A 15098-nucleotide genomic window follows, 5' to 3' on the forward strand; every position below is an offset into this window, starting at 1 on the left:
GACAGCGAACAGATGACAGATGACAGCTTTCAACATCTGTTATCTGTTCGCTGTCATCTGTCATCTGTCAGCCGTCAGCTGTGAACTGTCAGCCCTCACCCGTCGGCCGTCACGCCAGGTTCTTGCCGATCTGGTCCAGGATCAGCCCGGCCCCGGTGTAGCCGATGCCGAGCATCCAGAGGCTGTCGTCCACCTGGTACACCCGGCCGTTGCGGACGGCGTCGATGTTCTTCCACAACGCCCCCTCGGTGATCCGGGTCCGGTCGGACTTCGCCGGGTCCCCGTACACCGAGTAGAAGATGACGTCGGCCGCCGCCTGGTCCACCTGCTCGGGGCTGATCTCCAGTGAGAACCCCGGCTTGCCCTGGTTGGCCGGGCGGCCGAGCCCGAGGTCCTTGAACACCGAGCCGACGAAGGTGTCGTCGAGGTAGAGCCGGGTGGGCGCGCCGGCCAGGAAGCGGGCCATCTCGATCCGGGTGGCCGCCGCTTTGGTCGGCCCGCCCAGTGCGGTCACGAGGTCCCGCACCTTGGTCCGGTACGCCGCGTCCGCCGCCTCGGCCTCGGTCGCGCGGCCCATCGCCTCGGCGTGCAGCCGGACGTTCTCCTTCCAGGTCGGGCCGGTGGTCCTGGACAGTACGGTCGGAGCGATCCTGGACAGCTGGTCGTACCGCTTGTCGTCGCGGACCTGGTTGCTGAGGATGAGATCGGGTCGCAGCGCCGCGATCGCCTCCAGGTTGGGCTGGCCGATCGTGCCGACCGGCTTCGTCCCGGCCAGCCGCTCGGCGGGGAGGTACCCGGGGAAGGGCGCGCCCTCGCTGACGGTGGTGGCACCGACCGGGCTCAGTCCTAGGGTGACCACCGAGTCGAGGGCGTCGGTGTCCAGTGCCACCACCCGGGCGGCCCGGTCCGGTACGGCGCTCGTGCCGCGCGCGTGCTGGACGGCCCGGGTGCCGCCGGAGCCGGTCGAACCACCGCCCGGCGTGGGGGAGTCGGACCCGCAGGCGGCGAGCGCGAGGCCGGGGGCGAGCCCGGCGGCGAGGCCGAGTGCCGCACGGCGACCGAGAGTTCTGCGGTCGTGGGCTCGACGGCCGAGGGGGCGGGTCATCGGCGGCTCCTCAACGGACTGACGGGGCGCGGAAATCCCTGCCCGCCCAGCCGTCCCGTTACGCCTCGGAGCCGTACTCCCTTCGCTGGCGCAGCAGTTCGGCGTACTCGGCACGCACCCGGCGGTCCATCGCGAGGGTGAACTGGGCGTCGGCGACGGTGCGGGCGAGGGGGCGTACCCGCAGGATGCGTTCGGTGAGTCGGGCCGCCTCGCCCGGTGCCAGCGGGGTGTCGGCGGAGAGCACGCTGAGCAGGTGGTCGCTGACCACGTCGATGAAGATCTCGGCGATGGCGTCGACGTGTTCGCGGGTGCGCCGGCTGGCGTCCAGTACGGCCGAGAGCGGTACGCCCTCGGCGACCAGCTTGGTGGTGGCGTCCATCAGCCGGCGGCTGACGTGGGTGATCCCGTCCTCCTCGACGGTGATGTAGCCCTGGGCGATGGATTCGGCGGTGTTCTCCTCGGTGAGCTGGTCCCCGAAGGCGGCCTTGAGCTCCTCCCACTCCAGGCGCACCGGAGTCTCGTCCGACCAGGGGGCGACGATCGCGGCTTCGAGCCCGATCAGCTCGGCGACGTCCCGCCCGCTCTCGCCGGCGCCGATCAGTTCGGCGATCCCGCCCAGGGTGTGGCCACGGTCGAGCAGTTCGCCGATCATCCGCAGCCGGGTCAGGTGCTCCTCGCCGTACCAGGCGATCCGGCCCTCCTTGCGGGGCGGTTGGAGCAGTTTGCGCTCACGGTAGAAGCGCAGGGTGCGGGTGGTGATCCCGGCCGCTTCGGCCAGTTCCTCCACCCGGTACTCGCGTTTTCTGTCGTCCGCAGCAGCTCTGACCTTGTCCACGGCGATCAGCATAGGTCCGTCACGTCGGCGGCGGGCCCTCCGGGAAGTCCGGGGATTTCCGGTGGATCCGGGCTGTCGTGCTTCTTCCATCCGGTGTCAGCAAGGACTACCCTGCCAACCATGCCAGTGATTACTGGCGCGATCGGCAGGGTTCCGGGGCGCGGCCCCGGAGGTTTCCGAGGGCGCCGCCCCCGGAAGAGCGTGAAGACCACCGCCCCACCCTCAGGAGGAAGCCGCATGGCATCCAGCAGTAAGCGCCCCCGCCCCGGCGCGACCCCGGCGCCCGACCCCGGCGCCGTGGCGGAGGCCGTACCGCACGTGCGGGTGGCGGTGATCGGCTCCGGCTTCGGCGGCCTCGGTGCGGCCGTCCGGCTGCGCCGGGCCGGCATCACCGACTTCGTCGTCCTGGAGCGCGCGGACTCGGTCGGCGGCACCTGGCGCGACAACAGCTACCCCGGCTGCGCCTGCGACGTACCCTCGCACCTCTACTCCTTCTCCTTCGCGCCCAACCCCGACTGGCCGCGCAGCTTCTCCGGCCAGCCCGATATCCGCGCCTACCTGGAGAAGGTCGCCACCGTCTTCGGAATCCGCCCCCACCTGCGCTTCAACGCCGAGGTACAGGAGGCCCGTTGGGAGGCCGAGCGGACCCGCTGGCGGATCACCACCTCGGCCGGTAGTTGGACCGCCGACGCCGTCGTCTCCGCCGCCGGACCGCTCGCCGACCCGCAGATCCCCGACCTGCCCGGCCTGAGCACCTTCCCCGGCAAGGTCTTCCACTCCTCCCGCTGGGACCACGACTTCGACCTGGCCGGCAAGCGCGTGGCGATGGTCGGCACCGGCGCCTCCGCCGCCCAGATCATCCCGTCGATCCAGCCGAAGGTCGGCAAGCTGACCGTCTTCCAGCGCACCCCCGCCTGGGTCCTGCCGCGCCGCGACCGCGAGATCAGCCAGCTGGAGAGGTGGCTGCACGGCCGGCTGCCGGTCACCGCCAAGATCCGCCGCGGCACCCTGTTCGCGCTCCGCGAGATGCAGGTCGACGCCTTCGTGCGCCGCCCCGGGCTGCTGCGCGTCGTCCAGCAGCTCGCCGAACGCCACATCGCCCAGGGCGTCGCCGACCCGGCGCTGCGCGCCAGGCTCACCCCGGACTACCGGATCGGCTGCAAGCGCATCCTGCTCAGCAACACCTACTACCCGGCGCTCGCCGCGGCCAACACCGAGGTGGTCTCCTCCGGCCTGCGCGAACTGCGCGGCTCCACCCTGGTGGCCGCCGACGGCAGCGAGCACGAGGTCGACGCCATCGTCTTCGGCACCGGCTTCCACGTCACCGACATGCCCATCGGCGCCCGGGTGTTCGGGGCGAACGGGACCAGCCTGGCCGAGGAGTGGAAGGACGGCATGGAGGCGCTGCGCGGCTCGGCTGTGCACGGCTTCCCGAACCTCTTCTTCGTGATCGGCCCCAACACCGGCCTCGGCAACAGCTCGATGATCCTCATGATCGAGTCCCAACTGAACTACATGATCGACGCGTTGACCACGCTCGACACGGTGGGCGCCGCCGCCATGCAGCCCACCGTCCGGGCCCAGCGGCAGTGGAACCTGGAACTCCAGCACCGGATGGACCGCACCGTCTGGACCACCGGCGGCTGCCGCAGCTGGTACCTGGACCCGAACGGCAAGAACACCGTGCTCTGGCCCGGTTCCACCACCTCCTTCCGCCGCGCGACCCGCAAGGTCGACCTGGGCGAGTACGAGCTGATCATGCGCACCGGGCCGAGCGCCGCCCGTCCCGTCGCTTCCACCGCCGCCCAGGAGGCCACCGCATGAGCGCCGTCCAGCTGCCCGCCGAGTACGTTCCGCCCACGCCCGTCGAGGAGTTGAGCATCCGCTCGGCGGACGGCATCCGACTGCACGTCGAGGTGCACGGCCAACCCGGCGCGCCCACCGTGGTGCTGTCCCACGGCTGGACCTGCTCGACCGCCTTCTGGGCCCCGGTGATCCGCGAACTCTCCGACCGCTACCGGCTGGTGGCCTACGACCAGCGCGGCCACGGGCAGAGCGAGGTCCCGCCCAGCCGGGCCCGCTACTCCACCCGGGCGCTCGCCGAGGACCTGGCCGCGGTGCTCGCGCGGACCGTCCCGGCGGGGGAGCGGGCCGTGCTGGCCGGGCACAGCATGGGCGGCATGACCATCATGGCCGCCGGCGGACGCCCCGAGGTCGCCGAGTGCACCGCCGCGAACGTCCTGATCTCCACCGGCCCGGCCGACCTCGTCGCCGAGCTCACCGTCCTGCCGGACGGTGTGCGCGCCCCGGGACTGCGGCGCTTCCTGCACCGGCAGCTGCTGCGCTCCCGGATGCCGCTCGGTCCGGTCTCGGGGATGAGCCGGGCCGCGCTCAAGTACGCCACGATGGGGCCGAGTTCACCCGCCGGGCAGGTCGAGGCGACGGCCCGGATCGTGCACGCCTGCCCGACGGCGGTCCGCTACCACTGGGCCGGAGTGCTCGACCGGCTGGACGTACGGGCCGGGCTCGGCCGGATCACCGCCCCCACCGCCGTGGTGGTGGGCACCGCGGACCGGCTCACCCCGCCGGTGCACGCCCACCGGATGGTCGCCGAACTCGCCGACCCGCAGGGGTTGTTGCTGCTTCCGGGGGTCGGTCACATGGCGCCGTTGGAGCGGCCGGTGGAGGTCGCGGCCGAGATCCACCGGGTGGCCGCCGCCCACCTGGCGGGCGCGCCCACCGAGACCGCCTCCGTCCCTGCTCCTGCCTCCGCTCCTGCCGTCGACCCCGCCGTCGAGAGGACCACCGTCGCATGAACGCCATCCCGCCGCTGTCCGCGCAGGTCGTGGTGGTCACCGGGGCCGCCCGTGGAGTCGGCGCCTCGCTGGCCCGGAAGCTGGCCCGACGCGGGGCCAAGGTCGCGCTACTGGGCTTGGAGCCCGAGGAGTTGAAGGCCGTCGCGGCGCAGTGCGGCGCGGCCGCCACCGCCTGGGAGGTGGACGTCACCGACCTGGAGGCGCTCGGCGACACCGCCGAGCGGATCAAGGAGCACTACGGGCGGATCGACACCGTGGTCGCCAACGCCGGGATCGCGATCGGCGGACCGCTCGCCGACAGCGACCACCGGGCGTTCAGCCGGGTGATCGAGGTCAATCTGCTGGGCAGCGTCGCCACCGCGCGGGCCTTCCTCCCGGCCCTCACCGAGAGTCGCGGCTACCTGCTGCAGATCGCCTCGCTCGCCGCGCTCACCCCGGCGCCGCTGATGAGCGCCTACTGCGCCAGCAAGTCCGGGGTGGAGGCCTTCGCCCACTCGATTCGTGCCGAGGTCGCCTATCAGGGGGTCAAGGTCGGCGTGGGGTACCTGAGTTGGACCGACACCGACATGGTGCGCGGCGCCGACGAGGATGCCGTGCTCAAGCAGATGCGCAGCCGGCTGCCGTGGCCGGCCAACAAGACGTACCCGCTGGAGCCGGCCGTGGACCGGATCGTCGCCGGGATCGCCCGGCGCTCCGCCCACGTGTACGCCCAGGCGTGGCTGCGGGGGATGCAGCCGGTGCGCTGGCTGCTGCCGAGCCTGATCGCCGTGGTCGGCTCCCGCGACGTCGCCAAGCTCGCCCCGCAGCTCGCGGCCACGGCCGCCTCCCGCCTGCGAGCCGTCGGGGCCGGTGGCGCCGCCGACACGGCGGTGCGGAGGGAGCGGGCGGGGTCGGGAGACTGACGGCGGGCGGGGGCGGGCGGCGCGTGTCAGCTGACGACCCACGGCTGACAGCCAACGGGCAACAGCGGACAACTGACAGATGACGGGTAACAGCTAACAGATAACAGATGACAACTTTCGAAATCTGTCAGCTGTCATCTGTTGGCTGTCAGTTGTCACCCGCCACCCGCGATCCCCGCCAGCACCCCCAACGCCCACCCCAGCACCGGCGGTGGCGGCGAGGCCAGCCCCACCCGCACCGCGGACGGCGTGCTCCGCGGGTCCACCGCGAAGGCGGCCGCGGGTGTGACCGAGATGCCCGCCCGGGCGGCCGCGGCGACGAAGGTCTCCGCCCGCCAGGCCCCCGGCAGCTCCCACCACAGGTAGTACGAGCACGGGTCCGCCCGCAGCCGCTGCCCGGCGAGCACCTCCCGGGCCAGCGCCTGCCGGGCGGTCGCGTCCGCCCGCTTCGCCGCCGCCACCGCGGTCGCCGTCCCGTCCCCGATCCAGCGCACCGCCGCCTCCAGCGCGAAGCCGTTCGGCGTCCACCCGCCGGCCCGCAGCGCCCCCGCGACCCGCTCGCGCAGCCCGTCCGGGACGACCGCGACCCCGGTGGTCAGTCCTGGGGCGAGCCGCTTGGAGAGGCTGTCGACGAGCACCGTCCGCTCGGGCGCCAGTGCGGCGAGCGGAGCCGACCCGGGCCGCAGGAAGGACCAGACCGCGTCCTCGACCACCGGCAGGTCCAGCCGGCGCAGCTCCCCGGCCAGGGCCGCCGCCCGCTCGGGCGGCAGGCTGGTGCCGAGCGGGTTGTGCAGCCGGGGCTGGACGTACACCGCGCTCAGCGGCGCCGCGCGGTGGGCCGCCGCCACGGCGTCGGGCCGCAGCCCGTGCTCGTCGACCGCGAGCGGCACCAGCCGGATGCCCAGCTGTCCGGCCACGGCCTTGACCACCGGGTAGGTCAGCGCCTCGACCCCCAGCGGCTGCCCGGGCGGCACCAGCGCGGCGAGCGCCGCCGCGACCGCCTGCCGCCCGTTGCCCGCGAACAGCAGCTCCCGCGGGTGGGCGCCCCAGCCGCCCGCATCCGTCGACAGCAGGTCGGCGAAGGCCCGCCGGGCGGCCGCCGTCCCCGCCGCGCCGACCGGCCGCAGTGCCTCGCCGAGCGCGTCCGCCCGCAGCAGCGGTGCCAGTGCGGCGGCCAGCAGTTCGGACTGTCCGGGCGCGGTCGGGTAGTTGAGCGTCAGGTCGATCGGCGCGTCGGCCGGTTCGGCGAGTGGGATCCGCCCGTCGTCCGCCGCCGTACCGCGCCCGGCCCGGACGAAGGTGCCCCGTCCGACCTCGCCGACGGTCAGCCCGCGCCGGGCCAGTTCGCGGTAGACCCGGGTCGCGGTCGAGGCGGCGATGCCCCGGCTGCGGGCGAAGGCGCGTTGGGTGGGCAGCTGTCCGCCGGGCCGTAGCCGTCCGGTCATGATGTCGGCGGCGACCTCGTCCGCGATCAGCCGGTAGTCGTCCATCGGTCCCCAACTCCTCCGCGCCCCGGGCGGCGGTCATTGCACCGAGTGCAAAGCCATCATTGCATCGAGACGGCTCCGCGCCCTAGCCTCCTCGCATGGACGAGCTGGATGCGTTGGACACGTTGGACACGTTGGACACGTTGGACACGTTGACATCCGCCGTGGACGGCCACGCCGTGCTCGGCATCGCCGCCGTGGCGCTGGGCATGGCGCTGTCGCCGGGGCCGAACATGATCTACCTGGTGTCGCGCTCGATATCCCAGGGCCGCCGGGCCGGCCTGGTCTCGCTGACCGGCGTGGCGACCGGCTTCCTGGTCTACCTGGTCGCCGTGACGGCCGGAGTGGCCGCGGTCTTCTCGGTCGTCCCCGCCCTCTACACCGGGATCAAGCTGGCCGGTGCCGGCTACCTGCTCTGGCTGGCCTGGAAGGCGGTCAAGCCCGGGGGCACGGCGGTCTTCGCCCCGCAGCAGCTGTCGCCGGACCCGCCGCGCCGCCTGTTCGCGATGGGCTTCCTGACCTGCCTGCTCAACCCGAAGATCGCCATCATCTACGTCTCGCTGCTGCCCCAGTTCGTGGCGCCCGAGCGCGGGCACATCGCCCTGCAGAGCCTGGTGCTGGGCCTGGTCCAGATCGTGATCGCGGTCGGCGTGAACGGCCTGATCGCGATGAGCGCGGGCGGCATCGCGGGTTTCCTCGGCCGCCGCCCGGCCTGGCTGCGCGTCCAGCGGTACGTGATGGGCACGGTGCTCGCCGGTCTGGCGGTGCACATCGCCGCGGACCGGGCCAAGGCGGTGGCCGTCTAGCCGAGGCCACCCGACCACGGCCGGCTAACCGCCTCGGGCAGCGGCCCGGAGCACCTCGTAACCCGCCTGGACGAAGCGTCCGTCCAGCGCGGGCCCGGTGTTGGCCAGTGCGGCGACCGCGGTCGGGCCCGCGGGGGAGAAGCCGACGAAGGCGGTGAACCCCCGGGTGCCGCCGGAGTGGAAGTAGAGGTCCCGGCCGCCGGAGTCGCGGTGCATCCAGACCAGGCCGAGCCGGTCCGTCGAGCGCGGCAGCCGCAGCCGCAGCCGCCGGACATCTGCCAGGGCCGTGCCCAGCCGCCCGTTCCGGCCCTCGGCATGGGCGCGCAGGTAGCGCATCAGGTCGGCCCCGGAAGACCGTACCGCGCCCGCCCCCGGCAGTCCGGGGATCAGCCATGGCGGCAGCGCCCGTCCGCGGCGGTACCCGACGGCCAGGCCCGGCGCGTCCGGCGCGCAGCTCGTGGTGGCGAGCCCCAGCGGTCGGCAGACCCGCTCGGCGAGCAGGTCTCCGTACGGCAGCCCGCCCGTCTCGGCGAGCGCCCGGCCGAGCAGGCCGACCCCGTAGTTGGAGTAGCTGAACCGGCTACCGGGCGCGACCCGCACGGTGGTTCGGGCCAGTGCCGCCGCCAACTGCTCGTCGCCGTAGCCGGCGTACGGATTGCTGAACCAGACGGGTGCGGCTCTCGCGAGCAGTCCCGGGGGGAGCCGGGGCAGGCCCGAGGTGTGGGTGGCCAGGTGCAGCAGCCGGATCGGCTCGGGTGAACGCACCCTCGCCGGAGGCCAGTCGGCGGGCAGGTGGCTCTCCAGGGTGTCGTCCAGGGTGAGTTCACCGTGCGCGGCCATCGCCGCCAGCAGCAGCGCGGTGAACGTCTTGCTCACCGAGCCGAGTTCGAAGACGCTTTCGGGTGTGCACGCGGGGGCGGTCGCCCCGTGTCCGAGCCGACCGTGGCACCGGACGGACTCCCGGTCCCCCTGTACCACCGCCACCGTGACGGCGGTGGCGTACGGCCGGGCCGCCCGCACCAACGCCGTCATCTCCGCGGCCGGTTCCTTCACGTGACGGCCGCAGTGGCACCGAGGGCCCGGGCGAGCGTGAGGTCGGCGGCCACCACTGCCACGACGGCCGTGTGCTGGTGGTCGTGGAAGGCCCGCTCACGGTCCTCGTCCACCGGGTCGGTGTCGCGGGGGGTCAGCCCGTCCTCGTGCTGGACGGCGGCCAGTGCCTCCCAACCCTGCCGCCCGGTGGCGGGTTCGCCGATGCACGCGTCGACCGCCAGCAGTTCGCCGGCGAGATCCCACTGCCCGACCTCCAGCCAGCTGTCGAGCCAGACCGGCAGCCAGGCGCGCACGTAGTCGCGCATCGGCTCCGGGAGGTCGTCCGGTCGGGCGCCCCAGTCGGTGAGGTGGAAGACGGTGTGGGTGATGTCGTAGCCGGTCATCCAGTTGACGGCCCACGGTTCGGGCAGGGCGCCGAGCCAGGTGCCCGCGGCGAGCGCGGCCCAGTCGGGCCGGTGGGCGAGCCCCACCACCCGTCGGGCGTTGGCGACGCCCAGCCGTCGACTGGCGCGGATCTCCTCGGCGTGCACCGCTCGTAGCCGGCTGAGGGAGTCGAACAGTTCCTCCAGCGCCCGGTGGCGGTACCCGGCCCGGGCGAAGTGGGCGTAGGTCTCCAGCGGGTCGGTCATGGTGGGGTTTCGCAGCTGCCGCTCGTACAGCAGGTCGCCCTCGTGCAGTTGCTCCCAGGACTGGTCGAGCAGTTCACGTGCCGCGCGGCCGTCGCGGGGGCCGGCGACGCCGTCCCGCAGGACCAGCGAGGAGGCGAGCGCTAGTTCGCCGAGCGGTTTGTAGGCGTTGTCGGCGTCGGTCATGTCGATCAGGGTGCTGTCCTGGAGCCGGCCGAGGCCGTCCCGGTGGGCGGCGCGCAGCCAGGCCAGGGCGCGGGTGCCGAGGTGCTGGGCGGTGGTGAGCACTTGGGTGTCGGTCATGACGGCTGCCCTCCGTCGGTGGTCGGCGGGCGGGAGCGGGAGAGCAGCCGGTGGGCGATGGCCAGCTCCAGTCCGGTGCGGGCGCTGCCGTCACCGGCCAGCCGGATCCGGTCCAGCGCGGGCTCCAGTTCCAGGCCCGGGCGTCGGCCCTCGGCCGCGGCCCAGGCGAGCCAGCGGGTGAGACGGGCGGCGGTGGGGAGGTCGCTGCGCAGCAGGGAGCGGGCGGTGCCACGGGCGAGCGCCGGCAGGTTCGAACGGACCGCTTCGTGCACCGGTCCGTCGAGGCCGGGCAGTGCGAGGCGGGACAGCTGGGCCGTGCGCACCGACCAGGTCTGCCAGCCGACGGCGTCGGGGCCGGGCGGCGGAGCCGGCCGCGTGACGGCCTCGCCGTACGGGGTGCGGCCGAGGATCCGGGCGACCGCCCAGTCCTGCCACCCGATCACCAGGGCGGCGTCCTCGGACGGGGCCGTGGGCGCGGGCAGGACCCGCCGCGCCTCGGCCAGCATCGCGGCGGTGGCACCGTCGGGTTCGCCGCCGCTGAGCAGTTGTGGGGCGAAGAGGTCGGCGCCGACCACCCGTACCGCGGCGAGCAACGGCCGCGGCGCGGTGGTGTCCGGGTCCGCGAGCGCGGTCGGCGCGCCACCCTCCCGGAGGGCGTCGAGCGTCCGGCCGGCCACCCGCTCGACGGCGGCGGCGTACTCGTCGCGCAGTGAAGTGTCGGCGAACGGCATCCGTCCTGCCTCCTCGTGGGGAGCCGGGCCGGTCCGCGTGCGGCCCGGCCCAGCGATCGGATCGACCGGTTACCGGAACGGCTTCTCCTTCGGCGGCTTCGGCGACAGCAGCAGCCCCAGGGCCAGGAGCCCACCACCGACGGCCTCGGGCGAGTACGTGGGCGCGTCGGACACGACGGCCTCGTCCTCCACCATCAGGCTCGCGAGTGTTTCGGCCTCGGCGAGCGTCGCGCTGCGTGACGCCGAAGTGGTTTCGGTCCTGAACTGAGTAAGCATCAGATGCGCCTCCTCGTCTGGTTTTCATCACCCGGTCGGGCGATGCCCCTGTTCGACACTACGAGCACGATCCGGTGCCTGCATCCGCACCTCGCTGAGCTGGGACGTTGCCCTGGGTGTGGGCGCGGCTTCGGTGAGTCGGTACGGTCTGGGCATGACCACAGCCTTGATCACCGGCGCGACCGCCGGCATCGGAGCCGCGTTCGCGCGCCGGCTCGCCCGTAGCGGCTACCGCCTCGTCCTGGTGGCCCGCGACACCGAGCGCCTGGAGCGGGCGAGCGCGAACCTGCAGCTCAAGTACGGCGCGGAGACGGAGGTGCTGACCGCCGACCTGGCCACCGACGAGGGCATCGCCTCCGTCGAGGCCCGGCTCGCGGACGCCTCCCGCCCGGTGGACCTCCTGATCAACAACGCCGGCTTCGGCAACAAGGGCGCCTTCGGGACCGTCCCGCTCCAGGACGAGCTGGACATGCTCAAGGTGCACATCGAGGCGATCCTTCGGCTGACCACGGCCGCCCTGCCGGGGATGCGCGAGCGCGGCCGGGGCGCGATCGTGAACGTCGCCTCGGTGGCGGCCTTCCTGCCGCGCGGCACGTACGGGGCGAGCAAGGCCTGGGTGGTCAGCTTCACCCAGGGCGTGCTGCGCGACCTCGGTGGGACGGGCGTGCGGATGATGGCGCTCTGCCCGGGCTTCACCCGGACCGAGTTCCACCAGCGGGCGGGCATGGGGACCGGCAACATTCCCTCCTGGTCCTGGCTCTCGGCCGAGCGGGTGGTGGACGAGGCGATGCGTGACCTCGCCCGCGGTCGCTCGGTGTCCGTGCCGGGCAAGCGCTACAAGCTGGCCGTGGCGGTCGCCCGGGTGCTGCCGTCCGGCAAGCTCGGCGGCTTGTCCTCGAAGGCGGCGCGCACGTACCGCACGAACTGAGACGGGCGCGCGGACCGGGACGGCGGGACGGCGGGACGGCGGGACGGCGGGACGGATTGGGGCGGCCGGACGGAGCCGGCTCCGGCGGGAGGGAATAGAGCCACCCTCACTATTAGCTTGCCTAACTATGAGCTACTCTCGCTATGCTGGTGTCCATCCGGCCGCCGCACCCCCGTCCGCGCCCGCACCCCGGCGCGCCCGACCCAGGGAGGCCCGTACGTGAGGCCCGCCATCAACTGGACCCCGCCCGAACGCGCCGAGGGCGACCCCCGCCCGCCGGCCCAGTGGCGCCGCATCCTCGCGCTCTTCCGCCCGTACCGGGGCCGGCTCACCACGGTGGGGCTGCTGGTCGCCGCCTCCGCCGTGGTGTCCGTCGTGTCGCCGTTCCTGCTCAAGGCCGTGCTCGACACCGCCATCCCGCAGGGCCGCACCGGGCTGCTCAGCCTGCTCGCGCTGGGGATGATCCTCACCGCCGTGGTGAACAGCGTCTTCAACGTGCTGCAGACGCTGATCTCCACCACCGTCGGCCAGCGCGTCATGCACGACCTGCGCACCTCCGTCTACGGCCATCTGCAACGGCAGTCGCTGGCCTTCTTCACCCGCACCCGCACCGGCGAGGTGCAGTCCCGGATCGCCAACGACATCGGCGGCATGCAGTCCACGGTGACCTCCACCGCGACCAGCCTGGTCTCCAACCTCACCGCCGTGGTCGCCTCGATCGTCGCCATGGTCGCCCTCGACTGGCGGCTGACCGTCGTCTCGCTGGTCCTGCTCCCGCTGTTCGTCTGGATCAGCCGCCGGGTCGGCCAGGAGCGCAAGAAGATCACCACCGAGCGGCAGAAGCAGCTGGCGGCGATGAGCTCGGCGGTCCAGGAGTCACTGTCGGTCAGCGGCATCCTGCTCGGCCGCACCATGGGCCGTTCCGACTCGCTGGCCCGGGAGTTCACCGAGCAGTCCGACCAGCTCGCCGACCTGGAGGTGCGCTCCAGCATGGCCGGGCGCTGGCGGATGAACACCATCATGATCGTGATGGCCGCGATGCCCGCGCTGATCTACTGGGCGGCCGGACTGACCTCCGCCGCCGGTGCACCGATCGTCTCGGTCGGCACCCTGGTCGCCTTCGTCACCCTCCAGCAGGGCCTGTTCCGCCCGACCGTCAGCCTGCTCTCCACCGGCGTGGACGTGCAGACCTCGCTCGCGCTCTTCCAGCGCATCTTCGAGTACCTCGACCTGCCGGTGGAGATCGCCGAACCACCGCACCCGGTCACCCTGGCCGACATCCGCGGCGAGGTCCGCTTCGAGGCCGTCGACTTCCGGTACGACCCCGAGCAGGAGCGCCCCACCCTGGACGGCGTCGAGCTCAAGGTCCCGGCCGGGACGTCGCTGGCCGTCGTCGGCGAGACCGGCTCGGGCAAGACCACCCTCAGCTACCTGGTGCCGCGGCTGTACGACGCCACCGGCGGCCGGGTCACCCTGGACGGCGTGGACGTGCGCGAGCTGTCCTTCGACACCCTGGCCCGCGCGGTCGGCGTGGTCTCCCAGGAGACCTACCTCTTCCACGCCTCGGTCGCCGAGAACCTGCGCTTCGCCAAGCCCGGCGCCAGCGACGCCGAACTGGTCGAGGCCGCCCGGGCCGCGCAGATCCACGACACCATCTCCGCCCTCCCGGACGGCTACGACACCCTGGTCGGCGAACGCGGCTACCGCTTCTCCGGCGGCGAGAAGCAACGCCTCGCGCTCGCCCGCACCATCCTGCGCAACCCGCCCGTGCTCATCCTCGACGAGGCCACCAGCGCGCTCGACAACCGCACCGAACACGCCGTCCAGCAGGCCGTGGACACCCTGGCCGCCGGCCGGACCACCATCACCATCGCGCACCGGCTCTCCACCGTCCGCTCCGCCGACCAGATCGCCGTCCTGGACCGCGGCCGGGTGGTCGAACTCGGTACCCACGAGGAGCTGGTGGAACGGGACGGACGGTACGCGGCGCTGCTGCGCCGGGAGACGCCGGAGGCGGCGTCCCTGACGGACGCCGCCCTCGGTCACGCGTAGCCGTACCGGCCGCGCGGACCGCCGGCCGGGCGGATCGCCGGTGGCGCGGAGCAGCTACGGCGCTCGGCACTCGGCGCGTTCGGCGTTCGGCACTCGGCGCGGCGCTCAGGCCGCCTTCGGCACCTCGTTGTAGCTCTCCACGACCTCCTGGCCGGAGAGCCGCTGGATCGCCGCCATCACCTCGTCGGTCACCTGGCGGCGGGCCTTCAACGAACGGGCCTGCCCGTGCAGTTCGTCGAAGTGCAGCGGTTCGCCGAAGCGGACGGTCACCTTCTTGATCCGCGGCAGCCGCTTGCCCACCGGCAGGATCTGCTCCGGGCCCTCCAGGGCCACCGGGACGACCGGGACGCCCGCGGTCAGCGCGAGCCAGGCCACGCCCGTCTTGCCCCGGTAGAGCCGGCCGTCCAACGACCGCGTGCCCTCCGGGTAGATGCCGAAGGCCTTGCCGTCCTCCAGGATCTCCAACGCCGACTCCAGCGAGGCCTGGGCGGAGCGGTAGGTGCCGCGCTCGACCGGAACCGCGCCGATCGACTCGAAGAAGCCCTTGGAGAGGCGGCCCTTGAGCCCGGTGCCGGTGAAGTACTCGGCCTTGGCGAGGAAGTGGACCCGGCGCGGGGCGGTGAGCGGGATCACCACGCTGTCGATGAACGACAGGTGGTTGCTGGCCAGGATCACCCCGCCCTTGCGCGGCACGTTCTCGATGCCCTCGATGGCCGGGCGCCAGATCCCCCGTGAAACGGGTTTCAGCACCAGCCTGGTGGCGAGGTCGAGCACGGGTTCCCTCCCTGGACGAACGACCGCCCCGGAGGAGTCCGGGCCAGCAATCAGACCCGCAGACTACGACACCCACCCGGGCGCCCGTCCACTCCCGCCGACCGTGGCGAACACCACGGCCGGGTAGGGTACGGCCGTCCGAACCGAGCAAGACTTTGCAGTACCCAGGAGGAACGATGGAGAGCGTCGCGGCCATCAAGGAGATGTTCGACCGTTTCGACAAGAACGGCGACGGCAAGATCACCCCGGCCGAGTACGCGCTGGCCGCCAACGAGATGGGCGACCACAGCGTCACCATCTCGATGGCCGAGGCGCTGATCCACGCGATGGACACCCGTCACCAGGGCTACCTGGACTTCGAGGAGTTCCTGGCCGCCCGCCAGCGCTGAGCCCGCGCGGACGGG

The 15098-nt window shown here is 73.0% G+C and carries 15 protein-coding genes; 7 read left to right on the top strand and 8 right to left on the bottom strand.

Going from position 1 to position 15098, the window contains the following annotated elements; all coding sequences use genetic code 11:
- Nucleotides 1–109: 109 nt before the first annotated feature.
- Together ACZ58X_RS04395 and ACZ58X_RS04400 are read right to left on the bottom strand one after the other, a co-directional pair.
- Nucleotides 110–1105 (bottom strand): ABC transporter substrate-binding protein, encoded by a 996-nt coding sequence (locus ACZ58X_RS04395; RefSeq protein ID WP_470332171.1) that lies wholly within the window; start codon nt 1103–1105, stop codon nt 110–112.
- Nucleotides 1106–1163: 58 nt separating this feature from the next.
- Complete coding sequence (locus ACZ58X_RS04400; protein WP_470332172.1) at nt 1164–1952, bottom strand: MerR family transcriptional regulator; 789 nt, start codon at nt 1950–1952, stop codon at nt 1164–1166.
- 225 nt (nt 1953–2177) lie between these two features.
- Here ACZ58X_RS04400 and ACZ58X_RS04405 point away from each other — a divergent pair, with 225 nt between their 5' ends.
- Genes ACZ58X_RS04405 through ACZ58X_RS04415 form a run of 3 tightly spaced genes read left to right on the top strand, consistent with a single transcriptional unit; the run spans nt 2178 to nt 5658 of the window.
- Complete coding sequence (locus ACZ58X_RS04405; protein WP_470332173.1) at nt 2178–3764, top strand: flavin-containing monooxygenase; 1587 nt, start codon at nt 2178–2180, stop codon at nt 3762–3764.
- Complete coding sequence (locus ACZ58X_RS04410; RefSeq protein WP_470332174.1) at nt 3761–4756, top strand: alpha/beta fold hydrolase; 996 nt, start codon at nt 3761–3763, stop codon at nt 4754–4756. Before ACZ58X_RS04405 ends, ACZ58X_RS04410 begins: the two co-directional genes overlap by 4 nt.
- Nucleotides 4753–5658, top strand: coding sequence for an SDR family oxidoreductase (locus ACZ58X_RS04415; RefSeq protein WP_470332175.1), 906 nt, complete (start codon nt 4753–4755; stop codon nt 5656–5658). Before ACZ58X_RS04410 ends, ACZ58X_RS04415 begins: the two co-directional genes overlap by 4 nt.
- A 155-nt stretch (nt 5659–5813) precedes the next feature.
- Here ACZ58X_RS04415 and ACZ58X_RS04420 read toward each other — a convergent pair whose 3' ends face one another.
- Nucleotides 5814–7148 (bottom strand): aminotransferase-like domain-containing protein, encoded by a 1335-nt coding sequence (locus tag ACZ58X_RS04420; RefSeq protein WP_470332176.1) that lies wholly within the window; start codon nt 7146–7148, stop codon nt 5814–5816.
- Between the two features lie 206 nt (nt 7149–7354).
- On the opposite strand from ACZ58X_RS04420, the gene ACZ58X_RS04425 reads away from it, so the two are divergent.
- Entirely contained in the window at nt 7355–7951 is a 597-nt protein-coding gene (locus ACZ58X_RS04425; protein WP_470332335.1) for a LysE family translocator, read from the top strand.
- A gap of 24 nt (nt 7952–7975) precedes the next feature.
- Here the strand turns inward: ACZ58X_RS04425 and ACZ58X_RS04430 are convergent, their stop codons facing one another.
- The 4 genes from ACZ58X_RS04430 to ACZ58X_RS04445 all read right to left on the bottom strand — a co-directional run bounded on the left by ACZ58X_RS04430 (nt 7976) and on the right by ACZ58X_RS04445 (nt 10940).
- Nucleotides 7976–8983: a serine hydrolase domain-containing protein gene (locus tag ACZ58X_RS04430; protein WP_470332177.1), complete on the bottom strand. Its 1008-nt coding sequence runs from the start codon at nt 8981–8983 to the stop codon at nt 7976–7978.
- 17 nt (nt 8984–9000) lie between these two features.
- On the bottom strand, nt 9001–9933 hold the full coding sequence (locus tag ACZ58X_RS04435; RefSeq protein ID WP_470332178.1) for a DUF6895 family protein: 933 nt from the start codon (nt 9931–9933) through the stop codon (nt 9001–9003).
- Nucleotides 9930–10664: a hypothetical protein gene (locus ACZ58X_RS04440; protein WP_470332179.1), complete on the bottom strand. Its 735-nt coding sequence runs from the start codon at nt 10662–10664 to the stop codon at nt 9930–9932. The genes ACZ58X_RS04435 and ACZ58X_RS04440 overlap by 4 nt, the downstream gene beginning before the upstream one ends.
- A 69-nt stretch (nt 10665–10733) precedes the next feature.
- The gene (locus tag ACZ58X_RS04445; RefSeq protein ID WP_470332180.1) at nt 10734–10940 is read right to left on the bottom strand and encodes a hypothetical protein; all 207 of its coding nucleotides are present in this window, start codon (nt 10938–10940) and stop codon (nt 10734–10736) included.
- Nucleotides 10941–11094: 154 nt separating this feature from the next.
- Here ACZ58X_RS04445 and ACZ58X_RS04450 point away from each other — a divergent pair, with 154 nt between their 5' ends.
- Entirely contained in the window at nt 11095–11868 is a 774-nt protein-coding gene (locus ACZ58X_RS04450) for an SDR family NAD(P)-dependent oxidoreductase (RefSeq protein WP_470332181.1), read from the top strand.
- Between the two features lie 219 nt (nt 11869–12087).
- Nucleotides 12088–13920, top strand: a complete 1833-nt coding sequence (locus tag ACZ58X_RS04455) for an ABC transporter ATP-binding protein (protein WP_470332182.1) — start codon at nt 12088–12090, stop codon at nt 13918–13920.
- A 105-nt stretch (nt 13921–14025) separates the two neighbouring features.
- Here the strand turns inward: ACZ58X_RS04455 and ACZ58X_RS04460 are convergent, their stop codons facing one another.
- Nucleotides 14026–14694, bottom strand: coding sequence for a lysophospholipid acyltransferase family protein (locus ACZ58X_RS04460; protein ID WP_470332183.1), 669 nt, complete (start codon nt 14692–14694; stop codon nt 14026–14028).
- 176 nt (nt 14695–14870) lie between these two features.
- Here ACZ58X_RS04460 and ACZ58X_RS04465 point away from each other — a divergent pair, with 176 nt between their 5' ends.
- A complete protein-coding gene (locus ACZ58X_RS04465) occupies nt 14871–15083 on the top strand; it encodes an EF-hand domain-containing protein (protein WP_375891373.1) in 213 nt (70 codons plus the stop codon).
- Nucleotides 15084–15098 lie beyond the last annotated feature (15 nt).

The organism is Kitasatospora sp. NPDC040550 (assembly GCF_055594965.1).

What these genes read in the sequence shown, in the direction of transcription:
- ACZ58X_RS04395 (WP_470332171.1), bottom strand. Translation starts at nt 1,105, where the DNA reads ATGACCCGCCCCCTCGGCCGTCGAGCCCACGACCGCAGAACTCTCGGT.
- ACZ58X_RS04400 (WP_470332172.1), bottom strand. Translation starts at nt 1,952, where the DNA reads ATGCTGATCGCCGTGGACAAGGTCAGAGCTGCTGCGGACGACAGAAAA.
- ACZ58X_RS04405 (WP_470332173.1), top strand. Translation starts at nt 2,178, where the DNA reads ATGGCATCCAGCAGTAAGCGCCCCCGCCCCGGCGCGACCCCGGCGCCC.
- ACZ58X_RS04410 (WP_470332174.1), top strand. Translation starts at nt 3,761, where the DNA reads ATGAGCGCCGTCCAGCTGCCCGCCGAGTACGTTCCGCCCACGCCCGTC.
- ACZ58X_RS04415 (WP_470332175.1), top strand. Translation starts at nt 4,753, where the DNA reads ATGAACGCCATCCCGCCGCTGTCCGCGCAGGTCGTGGTGGTCACCGGG.
- ACZ58X_RS04420 (WP_470332176.1), bottom strand. Translation starts at nt 7,148, where the DNA reads ATGGACGACTACCGGCTGATCGCGGACGAGGTCGCCGCCGACATCATG.
- ACZ58X_RS04425 (WP_470332335.1), top strand. Translation starts at nt 7,355, where the DNA reads ATGGCGCTGTCGCCGGGGCCGAACATGATCTACCTGGTGTCGCGCTCG.
- ACZ58X_RS04430 (WP_470332177.1), bottom strand. Translation starts at nt 8,983, where the DNA reads ATGACGGCGTTGGTGCGGGCGGCCCGGCCGTACGCCACCGCCGTCACG.
- ACZ58X_RS04435 (WP_470332178.1), bottom strand. Translation starts at nt 9,933, where the DNA reads ATGACCGACACCCAAGTGCTCACCACCGCCCAGCACCTCGGCACCCGC.
- ACZ58X_RS04440 (WP_470332179.1), bottom strand. Translation starts at nt 10,664, where the DNA reads ATGCCGTTCGCCGACACTTCACTGCGCGACGAGTACGCCGCCGCCGTC.
- ACZ58X_RS04445 (WP_470332180.1), bottom strand. Translation starts at nt 10,940, where the DNA reads ATGCTTACTCAGTTCAGGACCGAAACCACTTCGGCGTCACGCAGCGCG.
- ACZ58X_RS04450 (WP_470332181.1), top strand. Translation starts at nt 11,095, where the DNA reads ATGACCACAGCCTTGATCACCGGCGCGACCGCCGGCATCGGAGCCGCG.
- ACZ58X_RS04465 (WP_375891373.1), top strand. Translation starts at nt 14,871, where the DNA reads ATGGAGAGCGTCGCGGCCATCAAGGAGATGTTCGACCGTTTCGACAAG.